Raw genomic sequence first — 18,671 nt, forward strand, 5'->3', positions numbered from 1 at the left:
TAGATAAAGACCGACGCCTTCTATTGCGCGAGGAGACAAAACGCCACGGCTGGCGACATCGTTCCCGGAACAAGTAGCCCGGGTGAAGCGCAAGCGTAACCCGGGACCGCTCCCGATCGCCGACGCAAAGCCCCGGGTTGCGCGTTCCGCACCACCCGGGCTACGAGCTGATGTCAGCGCAGATGCACGCCGCGTGTGGGCACGCTGACGTCGGCCAGCTTGGCCGCATCCTCATCTTGATCGACGGCGACATAGCGGCCCTGCCAATAGGCGAGCGCCGCGGTGCGCGAGGAGACCTGCACATCGAGCACGCGCCCGATGACGATCGCATGCGAATGGCGCTCCAGGATGTCCTCGACCTCGCAATCGATCGCCGCCAGCGCGCCGACCAGAAGCGGCACGCCGGAGGCACGTGTCGTCCACTCCGCGCCGGCGAAGCGCTCGGCGCCTTTCAGCCCGCCTTTGCCAGTGAAGCGCTCGGCGATCTCGACCTGGTCCGAGCTCAAGATGTTCACGCCGAAAACGCCGTGGCGCTTGACCAGCGGCCAAGACGATGCGGCGCGATTGAGGCTCACGATCAGCGAGGCTGGCTCGACCGACAATGAGGAGACGGAGGTCACCGTCATCCCGGAGATGTCCTTGCCGCGCCCCGCCGTGATGACGCTGACCCCGCCGGTCAGATGGCGCATGGCGCCGCGAAACTCGTCGGAGGTGACCACGGGATCGATCGCGATGTCGCGGACGGCGGGGTTCATGCGGGCCTCACAGATCATCGGAACTGTCTTCGGTGCCTTCCAGCAGATTCTTCAGGATCGCGCCCTCGAGTGCCGCGAGTTCGGCCGAGCCGCGCTCGCGCGGGCGCGCGATGTCGACATTGAAATCGTGCGCGATGCGGCCGTTTTCAATGACCAGCACCCGGTCGGCCAGCGCCACCGCTTCCGAGACGTCATGCGTCACCAGGATCGCGGTGAAGCCCTGATCGCGCCAGACCTGCTCGAGCAGCCGCTGCATCGAGATCCGCGTCAGCGCGTCCAGCGCGCCGAGCGGCTCGTCGAACGCGAGCACCCGGGGCTGGCTGACCAGCGCGCGGGCCAGCGCGACGCGCTGTTTCTGGCCGCCCGAGAGCACCGAAGGCCATTGCCCGCGCTTGTCGCCGAGACCGACCTCGACCAGCGCCTTCTCGGCGCGCGCCTGCGCATCCGCGGACGACCGTTCGCGCCCAAGGCCGACTTCGACATTCGACAGCACGCGCGCCCAGGGCAGGAGCCGCGGCTCCTGGAACATCACGCGGATATCCTCGGCGCGCGCCTGCTCGCCGAAACTGATGCTGCCGGCAGTCGGCTTCTCCAGCCCCGCGATCAGCCGCAACAATGTGCTCTTGCCGCAGCCGCTGCGGCCGACGATCGCGACGGACTGGCCGGCAGGAATGTGCAGGTCGATTCCGCGCAGCACCTCATTGTCGCCGAACGATTTGCGCAAGCCGCGGATGGTCAGTGACAGCCCGCGCGACGGCACGTCGGGAGCACGGCGAAATTGGCGCGCCTCCTCGACAAAATCCTCGCGCGCGACGGCCTCAGCACCGAGCGGGCGAAAACGAAGGACTTCCTGCATGTCTGTTCCTTAATTCCTCAATGTTTCTGGAAGGCCGGGTGCCAGGACAGCGTCAGCCGCTCCAACGCGCGCGATGCGCTGTCGGCAAGCTTACCAAGCAGGGCGTAGATCAGGATCGAGAGCACGACGACATCGATCAGCATGAATTCGCGCGCCTGCATCGCCATGTAGCCGAGCCCCGAGGACGCCGCGATGGTCTCGGCCACGATCAAGGTCAGCCACATGATGCCGAGCGCAAAGCGCAGGCCCACGAAGATCGACGGCAGCGCACCAGGGAAGATCACCCGGCGGAACAATTCGCCGTCCGTCATGCCATAGATGCGGCCCATCTCGATCAGTTGCGGATCGACGGTGCGGATGCCGTGCAGCGTGTTGAGATAGATCGGGAAGAATACGCCGAGCGCGACCAGGAACAGTTTTGCCGACTCGTCGATCCCGAACCACAGGATGACCAGCGGGATCAACGCCAGATGCGGAATGTTGCGCACCATCTGCAGCGTGGTGTCGGTCAGTTTCGCGGAGAGCTGCGACAGGCCGTTGGCGAGGCCGAAGGCAAAGCCGATGCCGCCGCCGATCAGAAAGCCGATGCTGGCGCGCCAGAAGCTGACCCAGATGTTGCGGATCAGTTCGCCTGACAACAAGAGCTTCCATCCTGCCAGCGCGACGTCGGTCGGCGCCGGCAGCACGCGCGCGGGCACAAAGCCGGTGACGCAGGCGAGCTGCCAGATCAGGATGATGGCGAGCGGCACGATCCAGGGGATCAGGCCGTCGGCCCGCGGCAATTTGGGCGCGCGGACGCGCGGGAGGCTGTCGATGAGGCTCATGACTCCGATACCTGCTTTTGCGGCCGATAGTCGTTGCCGATGGTCTCGCCGAACGGCCCGGTGTTGACGCGGATCGGCGTCACGTTGTCCGACCGCTCGAGCGCGAGCAGCGGGAACACCAATTCGGCGAAGCGATAGGCTTCTTCGAGATGCGGGTAGCCCGACATGATGAAGGTATCGATGCCGAGGTCCTGATACTCCTTGATCCGCGCCGCCACCGTCTGGGCATCGCCGACCAGCGCTGTGCCCGCGCCGCCACGCACCAGGCCGACGCCAGCCCAGAGATTGGGGCTGATCTCGAGCTTGTCGCGGCGGCCGCCATGCAGCTCTGCCATGCGCTGCTGGCCGACCGAGTCCATGCGCGAGAAAATCTTCTGCGCCGCCGCCACCGTGTCGTCGGTGACGTACTGGATCAACTCGTCCGCGGCCTTCCAGGCTTCCGCATTGGTCTCGCGTACGATCACGTGCAGGCGGATGCCGAAGGAGATCTTCCGGCCGCGCTTGTCGGCAACCGCCTTCACGCGCGCGATCTTCTCCGCAACCTGCTCCGGCGGCTCGCCCCAGGTGAGATATTTGTCGACAGTATCCACCGCGACATCAATGCCGGCGTCCGAGGAACCACCGAAATAGAGCGGCGGCCGCGGCGACTGGACCGGCTGGAACAGCAGCCGTCCATCCTCGATGCGGATGTGCTTGCCCTCGACATTGACGGTCTTGCCGGCGAGCAGGTCGCTATAGACGTTGAGGAACTCGCGCGTCACCTCGTAGCGCTCGTCGTGCGCCAGGAAGATACCATCGCCCTTGTTCTCGACGGGATCGCCGCCGGTGACGACGTTGATCAGGAGCCGTCCGTTCGAGAGCCGGTCCAGCGTCGCGGTCATGCGGGCGGCGACGGCAGGCGACTGCAGGCCGGGCCGCACTGCCACCAGATAGCGCAGCCGCTCGGTCTGCGGCGCGACCGCGGAAGCGACCACCCAGGAGTCCTCGCAGCTTCGCCCGGTCGGCAACAGCACGCCGTAATAGCCGAGCTGATCGGCGGCCTGCGCGATCTGGCGCAGATAGTTGAAGTTCACCTCGCGTCCGCCGATGGAGGTGCCGAGATAACGGCCGTCGCCATGGGTCGGCAGGAACCAGAGGATGTTGGCGTTGGGTTGTTTAGTCACGATCCGGACCTCCGCGCGACGTCTGAAATCTTGATGGCTTTCGGCAACAGGCCGAGGGCAAAGAACGTGTCCGCCACCTGCTGCTGGTCGGCGATCACGGAATCGGTGAGCGGCTTGATGCCGTAGGACTGGCGCTTCAACGCAACCTCGACCACCGGCACCGAAAGGCCGATCGACGGCGCGAGCTGCTCGGCAACCGCATGGATGTCGCCCTTGGCCCAGTCATCGACCTCGCTCAGTTGCGCGAGCACGAGATCGACGATCTTCGCATCGCTCTCCAGGAACTTCTTCGAGGAAAAGTAGAATTGGTAGTTCGAGACGATGCCGGTGCCGTCGGCGAGCGTGCGCGCGCCGGTCGCAGCTTCCGCCGCGGCCTGGAACGGATCCCAGATCACCCAGGCATCGACCGCGCCGCGCTCGAAGGCCGCGCGCGCATCGGCGGGCGCGAGAAACGCCGGCTCGATCTCGGAATATTTGACGCCGGCTTTCTCCAGGGCCTTCACCAGGAGATAGTGGACGTTCGAGCCCTTGTTCAGCGCGACCTTCTTGCCCTTGAGGTCGGCGACCGACTTCAGCAGGCTGTCCTTCGGCACCAGGATCGCCTCGCCTTTCGGCGCCGGCGGCTCATAGGCGACATATTGGATGGGCGCACCGGCCGCCTGCGCGAAGATCGGCGGTGCTTCGCCGGTGTTGCCGAAATCGATCGCGCCGACATTGAGCGCTTCGAGCAGCGGCGGGCCGGACGGGAATTCGGTCCACGCCACCTTGTAGCCGATCGCTTTTAATTTCTCCTCGAGCGTGCCCTTGCTCTTGAGCAGGACCAGCTTGCCGTATTTCTGGAAGCCGATGCGGACGGTCTTCTCCTGTCCGTACGACGCACTGACGGCGGCGGCGACGATGCTGACTGATAGCACCGCGCTGGTGATCCAGCGTTGAATGATACGTCGCATAATGACCTCTGCTTGGAAATGAACTCAGCTCTGGGGATTGCGCCAGACGATGTCGCGGATCGCGATCTCTTTCGGGATCAGCCCGAGCTTGAAGAAGCGGTCGGCCACGCCCTGCTGGGTCGCAACGATATCGTCGGTGACGGGTCCGATCCTGAACGCGGCCCGATTGGCGGCGATGGTCTGGATATCCAGCGGGATTCCGGTGACGGTGCTCAGCGATTTCGCGACCTCGTCGCAGTGCGCCTCGGCCCAATTCGCCGTTGACGCGAGGACGTCGATAATCTGTTGCAGCACAGGTCCGTGATTCCTCGCGAAGTCACGGTTGGCGATGAAGAACGAGTTGGTCTTGGTGATCTCATGGGCGTTGACCAGGATGCGGCCGTTCTGCTTGGTCTCGCCGATCGCGAAATAAGGATCCCAGATCGCCCAGGCGTCGATGCTGCCATTGGCGAACGCCGGTCCCGCGTCGGGCGGCGTCAGATAGACCGGGGTGATGTCGCTATAAATGAGGCCGGCCTTTTCCAGCGTCTGCACCACGATGTTGTGGGCGCTGGAACCCTTGGTGAAGCCGAGGCGCTTGCCCTTGAGATCGGCGATCGTGCGGATGGCCGAATTCTGCGGCACCAGGATGCCCTGGCCGTTCGTAATGGGCTGGCCGGCGGCATAAACGATCGCCGCACCGGCAGCTTGCGCAAACACCGGCGGCGAGTCGCCGACCGCACCGAAATCGACGCTGCCGACGTTCATGGCTTCCATCATCGGCGGACCCGACGAGAACTCGACCCATTTCACCTCGATGCCGGCCGACTTGAAATGATCTTCCAAAGTCGCGCGCTGCCGCGCGATAACCAACACGCCGTTCTTCTGATAGCCGATACGAATTTCCTTCACCGCCGCTTCGGCCCGCGCGCGCAACGGCAGCGCAGCGACGGCTGCAGAGCCGAGCGACAACTTGAGGAACTCGCGGCGCTTCATCACAAAATTCTCCTGACGATCGAGCGCGTTATCGGCGCGCTATCATGCGACGTGAGGGAATGATGGGGGGCGCGAATGAGGCTGTCGAGGACCCCGAAAAAATAGCGATGCCCGCACTGCCATGCGGGCACCGGACGCGCGGTTTCTTTTAAGGCGCAGATTGTGCGTAGCGAAATATTTTCTTCACGAAATCATGATGCGAGCAGCAGCTCTCCGCTGTCATCGTCCGCGAAGGCGGACGATCCAGTAACCACCAGCGCCGGAGCATTGGCCGAGATGCCGCGGAGTGCTGGATGCCCGCCGGAGCCTGTCATCGGGCGGCGCTTCGCGCCGACCCGTTGGCGGGCATGACGGGGGAGCTGCCTAGAATCTCGTCAGCCGCTCGCTGCTGCTGCTTTCTCCGCCTGCGAACCAGGGTTGATCGACAGTTTGCCGTAACGATCCCTAAACGCTTCGGTGTCGATTTCCTCGAGCTTGATCTCGCCGCTCATCACGCCTTGCTTCCACGCATCGTGTTCGGGATCGTGCTGGAACTCCGGCAGCACTTCCCTGGCGAACAATTCGAGCGATTCGCAGATGTGTTCATGCGTGTTCTTGCCGGCTTGATTGAGCAGGATCACCTGGTCGATGTGCGAGGTGCGGAAGCGGCGCAGCTTCTTGCGGATGGTTTCAGGCGATCCGATCAGACCGCCGCGCAATGCAGCTTCCTGCGCTTCCGGATTGTCGCGCTTCCACCTGTTGTACTCGTCCCACATGTTGACGGTGCCGGGCGCCGGCCGCTGCCGGTTCTGCGACGCGCCATAATAGCGCAGCGCGAACTGGAAGAAGGTGGCGCCGTCGGCGCGGGCGCGCGCCTCCTCGTCCGTCTTGGCGCACATGAAGAACGACACCAGCGCCATGTTCGGATTGATCCGGTAGTCGGCGAGCTTCTTCAGCCGCTTGGTGATCGCATTGTAATAGGCATGCACCCAGGCATGCGCCGCGTCCGCGCTGACGAACTGAAAGCCGAGCGCGCCGAAGCCGTGCTGCCCGGCGCGCTCGATGGTCGGCAATTGCGAGCACGCCATCCAGAGCGGCGGATGCGGCTTCTGCACCGGCTTCGGCACCACGTTGCGCAGGGGGATGTGGAAATATTTGCCGTGATGCTCGGCGCCGACCTTGGTGAACATCGGGAAGATCGCCGCGACAGCCTCTTCGAACACCTCCCGCTTGGTCTCCATGTCGCGGCCGAACGGCGTCAGTTCGGTGATCGAGGCGCTCTCGCCCATGCCGAACTCGCAACGGCCGTTACTGAGGAGATCGAGGACTGCCACCCGCTCGGCGACACGCGCGGGATGGTTGGTCGTGAGCTGCAGGATGCCGTGCCCGAGCCGGATGTTCCGGGTGCGCTGGCTTGCCGCAGCCAGGAACGATTCCGGCGCCGGCGAGTGCGAGTACTCCTCGAGGAAATGATGTTCCACGACCCAGGCATAGTCGTAGCCGAGCCGGTCGGCGGTCTCGAGCTGCGTCAATGCGTCCTGGTAGAGCTTGAGTTCGTCGCGCTCGTTCCATGGACGCGGCAGTTGCAGCTCGTAGAAGATGCCGAATTTCATGGCGTCGCTCCCGTACGTCTTGTTGTTTGCCTCAGTGTATTGCCGGGGCGCGCGAAGTCCAGCCTATGCCAATTCCGGATGGCGGAACATGCGCACTGCAACCAAACAGTAACCTTGCCGGTTGCCGCGCCGCCGAATCCGCTTCGCCCGTATACAATGTTGGCGCGCATTGATTTAGATCAGTGCAAAAATGTCCCGGTGACATTACTACGTTAGGAAGGCAACGAGGCCTTCCCCCACACAATCTGAATTGAAGCGAGACGACGTATGTCGGCAACCAGCGACGATGCGAGCGCGAGGCCGCGCCGTAGGCGCATGGAGATCTTCGCGTTTCTTTTTCTTACGGCAATTGTGATGCCTGCTTTGGCCGTGGCCACGGTGGGCAGCTACGGCCTTGCTGTGTGGATCTATCAGATGATCGCGGGCCCGCCGGGCCCTCCCCCGCCACATTGATCAGCCGACCACTCAAGGAACAGCCGCCATGATCAGAGCTCAGACTACCATCGATCGCCGAGCGCTCATCACGGGCCGCGTCCTGCAAACCGACCCTGTCGTGCCGCCGCCCGGCGGCGAGATCGCCAGCATCCTCGTGCAGACCCGGCCTGACCGGCTCGATGCCACCGAAGCTGCGATCACGGCGCTGCGCGGCTGCGAGATTTACGGTCGCGATGAGAAGGGAAAGCTCGTGGTCGTCGTGGATGCGCCCGACGCGGGCTCGCTCGGCGCGACCCTCAACACGATTTCCGCACTACCTAACGTCTATTCCGCCTCGCTCGTGTTCCACGCCGTCGATCCGGGTGCTGCCTGATGTCGCGCGATCGAAGGCCCCTCAACCAAAGGGAAGGAAACACCATGACCGCCTCCAAGCTGGATCGCCGTCAGGTCCTGAAACTGGAAGCCGCCGCGATGGCGGCGCTCGCCGGAGGCATGCCGGTTGCGGCAGGTGCCGCCAACCTCGTCACCGAGCGCGCCGACAGCGAACTGAAGTGGGACAAGGCGCCGTGCCGCTTCTGCGGCACCGGCTGCAGCGTGATGGTCGCGACCAAGGACAACCGCGTCGTCGCCACCCATGGCGACATCAAGTCGGAGGTCAACCGCGGCCTGAACTGCGTGAAGGGCTATTTCCTCTCCAAGATCATGTACGGCCATGATCGCCTGACCAAGCCGATGCTGCGCAAGAAGGGCGGCAAGTACGACAAGAACGGCGATTTCACCGAAGTGTCATGGGACGAGGCCTTCGATGTGATGTCGGAGAAATTCAAGGCCGCGCTGAAGAAGCGCGGGCCTGATGGCATCGGCATGTTCGGCTCGGGCCAGTGGACGATCTTCGAAGGCTATGCGGCATCAAAGCTGTTCAAGGCCGGCTTCCGTTCCAACAATATCGATCCCAATGCGCGGCATTGCATGGCCTCCGCCGCCGTCGGTTTCATGCGCACTTTCGGCATCGACGAGCCGATGGGCTGCTATGACGACATCGAGGCCGCCGACGCCTTCGTGCTGTGGGGCTCGAACATGGCCGAGATGCACCCGATCCTGTGGACCCGGGTCGCCGATCGTCGCCTCTCAGCGCCACATGTGCGCGTCGCCGTGCTTTCCACCTTCGAGCACCGCTCGTTCGACCTCGCCGACATCGGACTGGTGTTCAAGCCGCAGACCGATCTCTATCTGCTGAACGCGATCGCCAACCACATCGTCAAGACCGGACGGGTCAACAAGGATTTCGTCAACAGGCACACGCTGTTCAAGCGCGGCCAGACCGATATCGGCTACGGCCTGCGGCCCGACCACCCGCTGGAGAAGAAGGCGACCGGCCGCGCCAAGGCCAACGATGCCCAGGACATGAGCTATGACGAATACGTCAAGTTCCTCTCCGACTACACGCTGGAGAAGGCGGCCGACATGGCTGGCGTCCCGCTCAACCGGCTGGAAGCACTCGCCGAGCTCTATGCCGATCCGAAGGTCAAGGTCACAAGCTTCTGGACCATGGGCTTCAACCAGCACACCCGCGGTGTCTGGTGCAACAACCTCGTCTACAACATCCACCTCCTGACCGGAAAAATCTCCGAACCCGGCAACAGCCCGTTCTCGCTGACCGGTCAGCCGTCCGCCTGCGGCACCGCGCGCGAGGTCGGCACCTTCTCGCACCGCCTGCCGGCCGACATGGTCGTGACCAACAAGGAGCATCGCACGAAGGCTGAGCACATCTGGAAGCTTCCGGAAGGCACCATTCCCGACAAGCCCGGCTATCACGCCGTGCTGCAGAACCGGATGCTGAAGGACGGGCTGCTCAACGCTTACTGGATCCAGGTCAACAACAACCTGCAGGCCGCCGCCAACGGCAACGAGGAGACCTATCCCGGCTATCGCAACCCCGAGAATTTCATCGTGGTGTCGGACGCCTATCCGACTGTGACGGCGCTGGCAGCCGATCTCATCCTGCCGGCGGCGATGTGGGTGGAGAAGGAAGGCGCCTATGGCAATGCCGAACGCCGCACCCATAACTGGCACCAACTGGTCTCAGCGCCGGGCGAGGCGCGCTCGGACCTCTGGCAGCTCATGGAGTTCTCCAAGCGCTTCAAGGTCGAGGAAGTCTGGCCGGAAGAACTGATCGCGAAGATGCCGGAGTATCGCGGCAAGACGCTGTTCGACATCCTCTACCGCAACGGCCAGGTCGACAAGTTCCCGGTCACAGACATCGAGGCCGGCTACGTCAATGACGAGGCGAAGGCCTTCGGCTTCTATGTCCAGAAGGGCCTGTTCGAGGAATATGCCTCGTTCGGCCGCGGCCACGGCCACGACCTCGCGCCGTACGACACCTATCATCAGGTCCGCGGATTGCGCTGGCCTGTCGTCAACGGCCAGGAGACCCGCTGGCGTTTTCGCGAGGGGCTCGACCCCTATGTCCAGCAGGGCATGGGCGTGCAGTTCTACGGCTTCCCCGACGGCAAGGCGCGGATCTTCGCGCTGCCCTACGAGCCGCCGGCGGAATCGCCCGACAAGGACTTTCCGTTCTGGCTCTCGACCGGCCGCGTGCTGGAGCATTGGCACTCCGGCACCATGACCCGCCGCGTCCCCGAGCTCTACCGGGCATTTCCTGAAGCCGTCTGCTTCATGCACCCCGACGACGCCGCCGAGCTGAAGCTGCGCCGCGGCGATGAGGTCAAGGTGGAATCCCGCCGCGGTTTCATCCGCGTCCGGCTGGAGACCCGCGGCCGTGACAAGCCACCGCGCGGCCTGGTGTTCGTACCCTGGTTCGATGAATCCAAGCTCATCAACAAGGTGACGCTGGACGCGACCGATCCGATTTCGCTGCAGACCGACTACAAGAAATGCGCCGTGCGCATCGAGAAGGTGACGACGACATGATTGGAAAGTCCGCTATCGTCGTTCTCGCCATCGCGCTCATCGCCGCTTCGAGCTCGCTGCTCGCGCAAGGCGTCACGTCCGGCCTGCGCGGTCCTACTCCACTCAACGAGGAGGGACCGGCGCCGCCGATGACGCCGATGCGCAACACCGCGGAACGGGAAATCCGCAACTATCCGGAACAGCCGCCGGTGATCCCCCACTCGATCGACGGCTACCAGGTCGACATGAACGGCAACAAATGCCTGTCCTGCCATGCCCGCGCCCGCACCGGCGAATCGCAGGCGCCGATGGTGAGCATCACCCATTTCATGGACCGCGACGGCCAGTTCCTGGCCTCGGTATCGCCGCGCCGCTATTTCTGCACGGAGTGTCATGTCCCGCAGAACGTCACGACGCCGCCAGTGACCAATGATTTCGTCGACATCGACAGCATCCTGAACCCCCCAGCGCCGGGTGGCCGCCGATGAGTGACGTCGACAAGGCGCCCCGCCAAGGCTGGTTTGCGCGGGCGTGGAATTTTGTCCTCGAACTATGGAACGTACTGATCCGGCCGAGCTCCGTGTTCGGGCTCGGGGTGCTGGTGCTTGCCGGCTTCGTCGCCGGCGTGATCTTCTGGGGCGGCTTCAACACCGCGCTGGAACTGACCAACACCGAAAAATTCTGCACGGGCTGTCACGAGATGCGCGACAACGTCTTTGCCGAACTGAAGTCCACCATCCACTTCACCAACCGCTCCGGCGTGCGCGCGACCTGCCCGGACTGCCATGTCCCGCACAACTGGACCGACAAGATCGCCCGCAAGATGCAGGCCTCCAAGGAAGTCTGGGGCCATCTCTTCGGCAGCATCGACACCCGCGACAAGTTCGTCGACAACCGGCTCGAGCTCGCGCTGCATGAATGGGCGCGGTTCAAGGCCAATGATTCGCTCGAATGCCGCAACTGCCACAGCGCGCAATCGATGGACATCACCAAACAGTCGCCGCGGGCGAGCGTGGCGCATCAGCGTTTCCTGTTCACGGGCGAGAAGACCTGCATCGATTGCCACAAGGGCATCGCCCACCATCTGCCGGACATGCGCGGCGTTCCCGGCTGGCAGTAGGTTTGGTATCCTGGGCGGCCAGCCGGCACCTTGCGCCGGCAGCGTGAATGGCTAGGTTGAGAGACCGAGTCGGCGGGCGTCGCCCGCTTGTCCTCTCCTCCGCCGAGACCCATGACCACCTTTACGCCGCATCAGGATTCCGCGCTGCAAGCCGTCGCCGACTGGCTCAAGGCAAAACCCGGCCGGAACGGCACGCCGCCGATCTTCCGCCTGTTCGGCTATGCCGGTACCGGCAAGACCACGCTGGCCCGCCACATCGCTGAAGGCGTCGACGGCGAGGTGAAGTTCGCGGCGTTCACCGGCAAGGCCGCGCTGGTGATGCGCAACAAGGGTTGCGAGAGCGCCTCCACGATTCATTCGCTGATCTACCGCGCCCGCGAATCCGGCGTCGAGCAGCCGACGTTCGAATTGTGGGACGACGCGCCGGCATCGAAAGCCAAGCTGATCGTGATCGACGAGTGCTCGATGGTGGACGCCGAGCTCGGCCGCGACCTGATGTCGTTCGACTGTCCGCTGCTCGTGCTCGGCGATCCCGCGCAGCTTCCGCCAATCCAGGGCGCCGGCTTCTTCACCAATGCCGAGCCCGACGCGATGCTGACCGAGGTGCACCGCCAGGCGCAGGACGATCCGATCGTGCGGATGTCGATGGACATCCGCGAGGGCCGCGAGCTCGAGATCGGCCGTCACGGCGAGAGCGAGGTGGTGGCGCGCAACGAGCTCGATCCGGCGCGCGTCATGAACGCCGACCAGGTGCTGGTCGGCCGCAACAACACCCGCCGCGCCTACAACATGCGGATGCGGCAACGGCAGAACATCGAGGACCCCTTGCCGGTCGCCGGCGACAAGCTGGTCTGCCTGCGCAACAACCGCAAGAAGGGCCTGTTCAATGGCGGCCTGTGGCGCGTGAAGGCGCGCGCGCAATCGAAATCCAAGATCATCACCATGCGCGTGATGCCGGACGAGGATTTCGGCCACAAGGTCACCAAGGTCTCCGTGCGCGGCGAATGCTTCGGCGGCGCGATCGAGACCATCCCCTGGGAACAGCGCAAGCCCTACGACGAGTTCGACTACGGCTATGTGCTCACCGTGCACAAGTCGCAGGGCTCGCAATGGGACGACGTCGTGCTGTTCGACGAAAGCTTCGCGTTCCAGGACAGCCGCGCGAGGTGGCTGTACACCGGCATCACGCGGGCGGCGAAGCGGCTGAGCGTGGTGGTGTGAACTCTCTCCCTCGTCATTGCGAGCGAAGCGAAGCAATCCATTTCTCCGCTTGCGGAGGCATGGATTGCTTCGTCGCTCCGCTCCTCGCAATGACGGGGCTGGTTCACGGACTCGTGTCCACCCGGCTGTAACACCCCCGTCCCTGCCCCGTATCTTCGGCATCCAGGGGAAGACCGCCCGATTTCCGAAACCCGGCTTCCGTTCTAGACTGGCCCCGCCCTCCCATCCAAAGAGGAAACCATGTCCACTCGCCCGTTCCGTCGCCTGTCGCTCGGCGCTGCTGCCCTCGGCGCGCTGGCCATCGCCTCCCTCGCCGCGGCCCCCTCCCGCGCGGCTGAAGACGCCGTGATCATTCCCGCCCCGACGGCCGACGCCAAACCCACCGATGGCATTCAGACCGCGGTGCTCGCGGGCGGCTGCTTCTGGGGCGTGCAGGGCGTGTTCCAGCACACCGCCGGCGTTGTCAGCGCGGTTTCCGGCTATGCCGGCGGCAACAAGGCGACCGCCGACTACAACATGGTCTCGACCGGCACCACCGGACACGCGGAATCGGTCGAGATCAAGTACGACCCGAAGCAGGTCTCCTACGGCAAGCTCCTGCAGATCTTCTTCTCGGTCGTGCATGACCCGACGCAATTGAACCGCCAGGGCCCGGACACCGGCACGCAATACCGCTCGGCGATCTTCGTCACCAACGACGATCAGAAGAAGGTGGCGGAGGCCTATATCGCCCAGCTCAATACGGCCAAGGTCTACAAGAAGCCGATCGTGACCAAGGTCGGTACGCTCCAGGGGTTCTATCCGGCCGAGGCCTATCACCAGGACTACCTGACGCTGCACCCCAACCAACCCTATATTGCGTATAACGACATCCCGAAGGTCGAGAACCTGAAGAAGATCTTCGCGGAGAACTACATCGAGAAGCCGACGCTGGTCGGCAACACCAAGGTCACGAATTGACGGAACAGCTCCGTCATTGCGAGGAGCGAAGCGACGAAGCAATCCATGTCTCCGCAAGCGGCGAGATGGATCGCTTCGCTCCGCTCGCAATGACGGCATAGTGAGAGGAGTTTTCATGTCCGACACCAAGACCCCAGACAAGGTCGTCAAGAGCGACGCCGAATGGCGCAAGGAATTGACGCCGATGCAATATGCGGTGCTGCGCGAGAAGGCGACCGAGCGTCCCTTCACCGGCGAATATGAGCACGACCACCGCAAGGGCACCTATGTCTGCGCCGGCTGCGGCCAGACCTTGTTCGAGTCCGATGCCAAGTTCGATTCCGGCTGCGGCTGGCCGAGCTTCACGCAGCCGGCGACGGAAAGCCATGTCGACGAGGAGACCGACCACAGCCACGGCATGGTCCGCACTGAAGTGCTGTGCTCGAAATGCAGCGGCCATCTCGGCCACGTCTTCCCCGACGGCCCCGGCCCGACCGGCCTGCGCTACTGCATCAACTCGGCAGCGCTGAAGCTGCAGCCGAAGTAGCTCCATCTTCTCCCTCGCCCCGCTCTTGCGGGGAGAGGGTTGGGGTGAGGGGCTGCTTCCGCAATCACGGTGAGAGATACCCTCGCGGAGACTCCCCCTCACCCGGATCGCATCTTCGATGCGATCCGGCCTCTCCCCGCAAGCGGGGCGAGGCGGTCCGCTACGCCGCCAGCGCGCCGCGCTCCATCGCAAGCTCGGCCTCGAGGCTGGCAACATCCCGATAGATCGACGCCACCGCGAGCACGCGGCCGCCTCTCCTGTAGCGCACCACGCAGTCCTTTGCAGCGATATCGCCGTCGACGTCGATCTCGTCCCATTTCTCGGCGTGGCCGACATAGTTGACCGGCACGTCGTAATGCTGGCTCCAGAAGAACGGCACCGCGTCGAAGGCTTCGCGCTGACCCAGCATGTTGCGCGCGGCGGTCTGGCCCTGGCGCTCTGCCACCACCCAGTGTTCGACGCGGATGTTCTCACCGGAATGCGGATCCGGCCAGCGGGCGATGTCGCCCGCCGCATAAATGCCGGGGCTGCTGGTTTCCAGATAGGCATTCACGGTGACGCCGCGATCGATCGCAAGTCCGGCTTTTTCGGCGAGCGCGAGGCGCGGCCGCACGCCGACGCCGATCACGACGAGATCGGCCTCGAGCACGCCGCCGCTCTGCAGGCTCGCGCGCTTGCCGTCGATTGTGGTGACGGTGTCGCCGAGGTGAAAGACGACGCCGTGCTCTTCGTGCAGGCTGCGGACGAAGTCGCCCATGGCGGGCCCGAGCACGCGCTCCATCGGCCGCTGCTCCAGCCCGACGACGTGGACCTCGATATCCCTCGCCCGTAACGAAGCCGCGACCTCGAGCCCGATGAAACTCGCGCCGATCACAACCGCGCGGCGCGCGCCGCTGGCGGAAGCGATGATCGCGCGGCAATCATCCAGCGAGCGCAAGAGATGGACATGGGGCTGGTCCGCGCCCGGAATCAGCAGACGCACCGGCTCCGCGCCGGTCGCCAATAGCAACCGGTCGTAGGGCAAGGCCTTGCCATCGGCGAGCACCACTTGGCGCGCGGCAGGGTCGATCGACGCAACTTTGGTCTTGAGCCGCAGATCGATCGCGGCGTCAGAATAGAAATCGTCCGGACGCAGCGGCAGCCAGTCCTCCGGCGCGCTGCCGGCAAGATAGTCTTTCGACAGGTTCGGCCGATCGACCGGCGCCGCCGCCTCGCCGCTCAGCATCACGATGCTGCCGCCATAATCCTGTCGTCGCAGCATCTCGGCGGCGGCAAATCCCGCCGCGCCGCCACCCACGATCACGATGCGGGCGAGCGCATCGATCACGCCCTTCACGCGGGGCTTGGGCTGCTCGCGTTTCTCGCGGACGAAAATGCGCTCGCCTTCGTGCTCGACCTTCCAGACCGCGACCGCGCTCAACGCCGGTGCGCGTGACGCCTCGCCGGTGCGCAGATCGAAACAGGCGTGATGCCAGGGACAGCGGACGCTCTCGCCGACGACGAGACCTTCCGCCAGCGGCCCGTGATAATGGCTGCAATGGGCGTCGATCGCAAAGACGTCCGATCCTGAGCGCACCAGCAGCACGTCTTCATCGCCGACATGGCCGAGCAGGCTGGCGCCGGAGAAGTCGGAGGGCGCCACGCCTTGCGACAGATCGGGACCGGAGGGTTGGGCTTGCTGGTCGGCCATGATTTCCTCCGTTTGGTTTGAAACTTGGTCCCGTTCCAAGCCTATCCCAGTGCCGCCTTCACCAGGCCGCTGGCCTTGGCGAAATCCATCTGCCCCGTGTACTTCGCCTTCAGCGCGCCGATCACTTTGCCCATGTCCTTGACGCCGGCAGCATTGGTCTCGGCGATCGCGGCCGATATCGCGGCTTTCACCTCATCCTCCGACATCTGCTTCGGCAGGTAGGCCGAGATCACCGCGATCTCCTCGCGCTCCTGCGCGGCGAGCTCGGCGCGGCCGCCCTTGTCGTAGAGCTCGACCGCTTCCTGGCGCTGCTTGATCATCTTCTGCAGCACGCCGAGCAATTCGGCATCCGAAAGCGGCGGCTTGCCCTGGCCGCGCGCGTCGATATCGGCGTTCTTGATGGTCGAATTGACCATGCGCAGCGTGGAGAGCTTGCGCTCCTCCTTCGCCTTCATGGCGTCCTTGACCGCGTTGTTGATGTCGTCGCGCAGCATGGCCTTATCCTTGATGATCAAACCTTCCATCTAGGCCGTTCGTTCCGCGAGAACAACCTCAGTTCCTGAGCCATTCGACCAGCGCGTTCGCGGTCGCCTCTGGTTGTTCCGGCTGCGGCAGATGCCCGCAATCGGGCAGGATCACGAGCTTGGCGCTGGGAATGCCGTTCGCCATCTCAACCGACAGCGAATTCGGGATGGTGTAGTCCTCATCGCCCGTCAGCACCAAGGTCGGGCACTTGATCCAGGCCAGCGTCGGCCGCGAGTCGGGCCGGCTGATCACCGCGGTCTGCTGGCGGATGAACCCCTCGACCCCGACATCCTCGCCCATGTCGTGGACGAGCTGGCGCAGGCTCGCATCTTCGCGCCGCGACGGGTGCACGAAGCCGGGAAAGAGTTCATCCAACACGCCGCGGAAATCGCCGCTTTTGGCGCGGGCCATCATGCCGCGGCGGCGCTCGGAGGCCTCCGGCGTGTCGGGACGGGCCTGGGTGTTGATCAAGGCCAGCTTTGCCACCCGCTCCGGCGCCTGGCGCATGATCTCGAAGGCGATGTAGCCGCCCATCGAATGCCCGGCCAGCGCGAAGCGCGGCGGCGCTTCCGCCAGGATCCGGCGCGCGATCGCCCCCATATGGTCGTCGCGGATGTGGTTGGCGACCGTGACCGGCCCGAGCCGCCACAACGCCGGCACGACGGGGGCAAAAATCCGCGGCGACGAAACCAGGCCCGGGACGAGCAGGATAGGCATCGTGTTGTCCATGCGGGCTCCGAACCGGGCAATTTGGCAGAAAACGAGGCTATGGCGGGAACCCTAGCTTAAAACCCCGGAACCGCCAGTCAAATAGGCGCAAAACCCGTGTGAATGGACGCCCTTTCGCTTTGACGCGGCAGGATGTGGGAACTATGTAAAGGGCTCATGACCACATCCGAAAACGCTTCAGCCTGGCCGGACCACAAACCGACCGCGCTCCTCGTGCTCGCCGATGGCACCGTGCTGGAAGGCTTTGGCCTCGGCGCGGAAGGCCAGGCCGTCGGCGAAGTCTGCTTCAACACCGCCATGACCGGCTATGAGGAGATTTTGACCGATCCCTCCTATGCCGGGCAGATCATCACCTTCACCTTCCCGCATATCGGCAACGTCGGCACCAACGACGAAGACATCGAGACGGTGAACATGGCGGCAACGCCGGGCGCGCGCGGGGTCATCCTCCGCACCGCGATATCAGATCCGTCGAACTACCGCGCCACCCGCCATCTCGATCAATGGCTGAAGGCGCGCGGCATCATCGGCCTCTCGGGCATCGACACCCGCGCGCTCACTGCGCTGATCCGCAGCAAGGGCATGCCGAACGCCGTCATCGCGCATTCGAAAGAAGGCAGGTTCGACCTGCACGGCCTCAAGGAAGAAGCGCGGGAATGGCCCGGCCTCGAAGGCATGGACCTGGTGCCGATGGTGACCTCCGGCCAGCGCTTCACCTGGGACGAGACGCCCTGGGAATGGGACAAGGGCTACGGCCGGCAGACCAACCCTGAATTCAACGTGGTCGCGGTCGACTACGGCATCAAGCGCAACATCCTGCGCCTGCTCGCTGGCGTCGGCTGCAAGGTCACGGTGGTGCCGGCGACCACTTCAGCCGAAGACATTTTGGCGATGAACCCGGACGGCGTGTTCTTGAGCAACGGTCCGGGCGATCCCGCCGCGACCGGCAAATATGCCGTGCCCGTCATCCAGAGGGTGATCGAGTCGGGCACGCCGACCTTCGGCATCTGCCTGGGCCATCAGATGCTCGGGCTCGCGGTCGGCGCCAAGACCAGGAAGATGCATCAGGGCCATCACGGCGCCAACCATCCGGTGAAGGACGAGACCACCGGCAAGGTCGAGATCACCTCGATGAACCACGGCTTTGCGGTGGACCAGGCAACGCTGCCTGCGGGCGCAACGCAGACCCATATCTCACTGTTCGACGGCTCCAATTGCGGCATCCAGCTCGACGGCAAGCCGGTATTCTCCGTACAGTATCACCCGGAAGCCTCGCCCGGCCCGCGCGACTCGCATTATCTCTTCAAGCGCTTCGCCGACCTGATGCGCGACAAGAAGCGCGCGTAGGAACGTAGGCGGCCGAAACCGGGTTGTAGATTCCATGGGGCGGTGAGCGCGCCCTTTCCGGTAGGTTTGGGTTTCCACACTCGAACCATCGGA

Annotated in this window: 19 protein-coding genes; 9 read left to right on the forward strand and 10 right to left on the reverse strand. The window is 64.3% G+C overall.

The features are described from left to right. Positions 1–173 precede the first annotated feature (173 nt). The 7 genes from OZ411_RS28865 to OZ411_RS28895 form a co-directional block, all read right to left on the reverse strand. Positions 174–755, reverse strand: coding sequence for a flavin reductase family protein (locus tag OZ411_RS28865; RefSeq protein ID WP_282530687.1), 582 nt, complete (start codon positions 753–755; stop codon positions 174–176). Positions 756–762: 7 nt separating this feature from the next. Continuing rightward, positions 763–1,611: an ATP-binding cassette domain-containing protein gene (locus OZ411_RS28870; protein ID WP_130581250.1), complete on the reverse strand. Its 849-nt coding sequence runs from the start codon at positions 1,609–1,611 to the stop codon at positions 763–765. Positions 1,612–1,628: 17 nt separating this feature from the next. Continuing rightward, positions 1,629–2,435, reverse strand: a complete 807-nt coding sequence (locus OZ411_RS28875) for an ABC transporter permease subunit (protein ID WP_282530688.1) — start codon at positions 2,433–2,435, stop codon at positions 1,629–1,631. Continuing rightward, on the reverse strand, positions 2,432–3,598 hold the full coding sequence (ssuD, locus tag OZ411_RS28880; protein WP_282530689.1) for an FMNH2-dependent alkanesulfonate monooxygenase: 1,167 nt from the start codon (positions 3,596–3,598) through the stop codon (positions 2,432–2,434). Before ssuD ends, OZ411_RS28875 begins: the two co-directional genes overlap by 4 nt. Next, a complete protein-coding gene (locus tag OZ411_RS28885; RefSeq protein WP_282530690.1) occupies positions 3,595–4,548 on the reverse strand; it encodes a sulfonate ABC transporter substrate-binding protein in 954 nt (317 codons plus the stop codon). The genes ssuD and OZ411_RS28885 overlap by 4 nt, the downstream gene beginning before the upstream one ends. A 24-nt stretch (positions 4,549–4,572) precedes the next feature. Further along, positions 4,573–5,523 (reverse strand): aliphatic sulfonate ABC transporter substrate-binding protein, encoded by a 951-nt coding sequence (locus tag OZ411_RS28890; RefSeq protein ID WP_282530691.1) that lies wholly within the window; start codon positions 5,521–5,523, stop codon positions 4,573–4,575. A 374-nt stretch (positions 5,524–5,897) separates the two neighbouring features. Next, the gene (locus OZ411_RS28895) at positions 5,898–7,115 is read right to left on the reverse strand and encodes an LLM class flavin-dependent oxidoreductase (RefSeq protein WP_282530692.1); all 1,218 of its coding nucleotides are present in this window, start codon (positions 7,113–7,115) and stop codon (positions 5,898–5,900) included. 267 nt (positions 7,116–7,382) lie between these two features. Between OZ411_RS28895 and napE the strand changes: the two genes are divergently transcribed. The 8 genes from napE (at position 7,383) to msrB (ending at position 14,287) form a co-directional block, all read left to right on the forward strand. Next, positions 7,383–7,568, forward strand: coding sequence for a periplasmic nitrate reductase, NapE protein (napE, locus tag OZ411_RS28900; protein WP_282530693.1), 186 nt, complete (start codon positions 7,383–7,385; stop codon positions 7,566–7,568). Between the two features lie 28 nt (positions 7,569–7,596). Further along, complete coding sequence (locus tag OZ411_RS28905) at positions 7,597–7,923, forward strand: chaperone NapD (protein WP_130581257.1); 327 nt, start codon at positions 7,597–7,599, stop codon at positions 7,921–7,923. A 44-nt stretch (positions 7,924–7,967) separates the two neighbouring features. Then, positions 7,968–10,481 (forward strand): periplasmic nitrate reductase subunit alpha, encoded by a 2,514-nt coding sequence (gene napA, locus OZ411_RS28910; RefSeq protein WP_282530694.1) that lies wholly within the window; start codon positions 7,968–7,970, stop codon positions 10,479–10,481. Beyond that, a complete protein-coding gene (locus OZ411_RS28915; RefSeq protein WP_165421319.1) occupies positions 10,478–10,948 on the forward strand; it encodes a nitrate reductase cytochrome c-type subunit in 471 nt (156 codons plus the stop codon). The genes napA and OZ411_RS28915 overlap by 4 nt, the downstream gene beginning before the upstream one ends. Next, positions 10,945–11,580 (forward strand): NapC/NirT family cytochrome c, encoded by a 636-nt coding sequence (locus OZ411_RS28920; protein WP_130581260.1) that lies wholly within the window; start codon positions 10,945–10,947, stop codon positions 11,578–11,580. The genes OZ411_RS28915 and OZ411_RS28920 overlap by 4 nt, the downstream gene beginning before the upstream one ends. A 111-nt stretch (positions 11,581–11,691) precedes the next feature. Further along, a complete protein-coding gene (locus OZ411_RS28925) occupies positions 11,692–12,801 on the forward strand; it encodes an ATP-dependent RecD-like DNA helicase (RefSeq protein WP_130581261.1) in 1,110 nt (369 codons plus the stop codon). Positions 12,802–13,041: 240 nt separating this feature from the next. Beyond that, positions 13,042–13,761, forward strand: coding sequence for a peptide-methionine (S)-S-oxide reductase MsrA (msrA, locus tag OZ411_RS28930; protein ID WP_282530695.1), 720 nt, complete (start codon positions 13,042–13,044; stop codon positions 13,759–13,761). Positions 13,762–13,876: 115 nt separating this feature from the next. Further along, the gene (gene msrB / locus OZ411_RS28935; RefSeq protein WP_282530696.1) at positions 13,877–14,287 is read left to right on the forward strand and encodes a peptide-methionine (R)-S-oxide reductase MsrB; all 411 of its coding nucleotides are present in this window, start codon (positions 13,877–13,879) and stop codon (positions 14,285–14,287) included. Positions 14,288–14,447: 160 nt separating this feature from the next. Here the strand turns inward: msrB and OZ411_RS28940 are convergent, their stop codons facing one another. Genes OZ411_RS28940 through OZ411_RS28950 form a run of 3 tightly spaced genes read right to left on the reverse strand, consistent with a single transcriptional unit; the run spans position 14,448 to position 17,231 of the window. Next, positions 14,448–15,977: an FAD-dependent oxidoreductase gene (locus OZ411_RS28940; protein ID WP_282530697.1), complete on the reverse strand. Its 1,530-nt coding sequence runs from the start codon at positions 15,975–15,977 to the stop codon at positions 14,448–14,450. Positions 15,978–16,018: 41 nt separating this feature from the next. Further along, positions 16,019–16,471 carry a GatB/YqeY domain-containing protein gene (locus OZ411_RS28945; protein ID WP_028165380.1) on the reverse strand — a complete coding sequence of 151 codons (453 nt, stop codon included), beginning with the start codon at positions 16,469–16,471 and terminating at the stop codon, positions 16,019–16,021. Between the two features lie 58 nt (positions 16,472–16,529). Further along, positions 16,530–17,231: an alpha/beta hydrolase gene (locus OZ411_RS28950; protein ID WP_282530698.1), complete on the reverse strand. Its 702-nt coding sequence runs from the start codon at positions 17,229–17,231 to the stop codon at positions 16,530–16,532. Between the two features lie 156 nt (positions 17,232–17,387). On the opposite strand from OZ411_RS28950, the gene carA reads away from it, so the two are divergent. Then, positions 17,388–18,578, forward strand: a complete 1,191-nt coding sequence (carA, locus tag OZ411_RS28955; protein WP_282530699.1) for a glutamine-hydrolyzing carbamoyl-phosphate synthase small subunit — start codon at positions 17,388–17,390, stop codon at positions 18,576–18,578. The last annotated feature ends 93 nt before the right edge of the window (positions 18,579–18,671 follow it).

Source organism: Bradyrhizobium sp. Arg237L (assembly GCF_029990105.1).
Classification (GTDB): domain Bacteria; phylum Pseudomonadota; class Alphaproteobacteria; order Rhizobiales; family Xanthobacteraceae; genus Bradyrhizobium.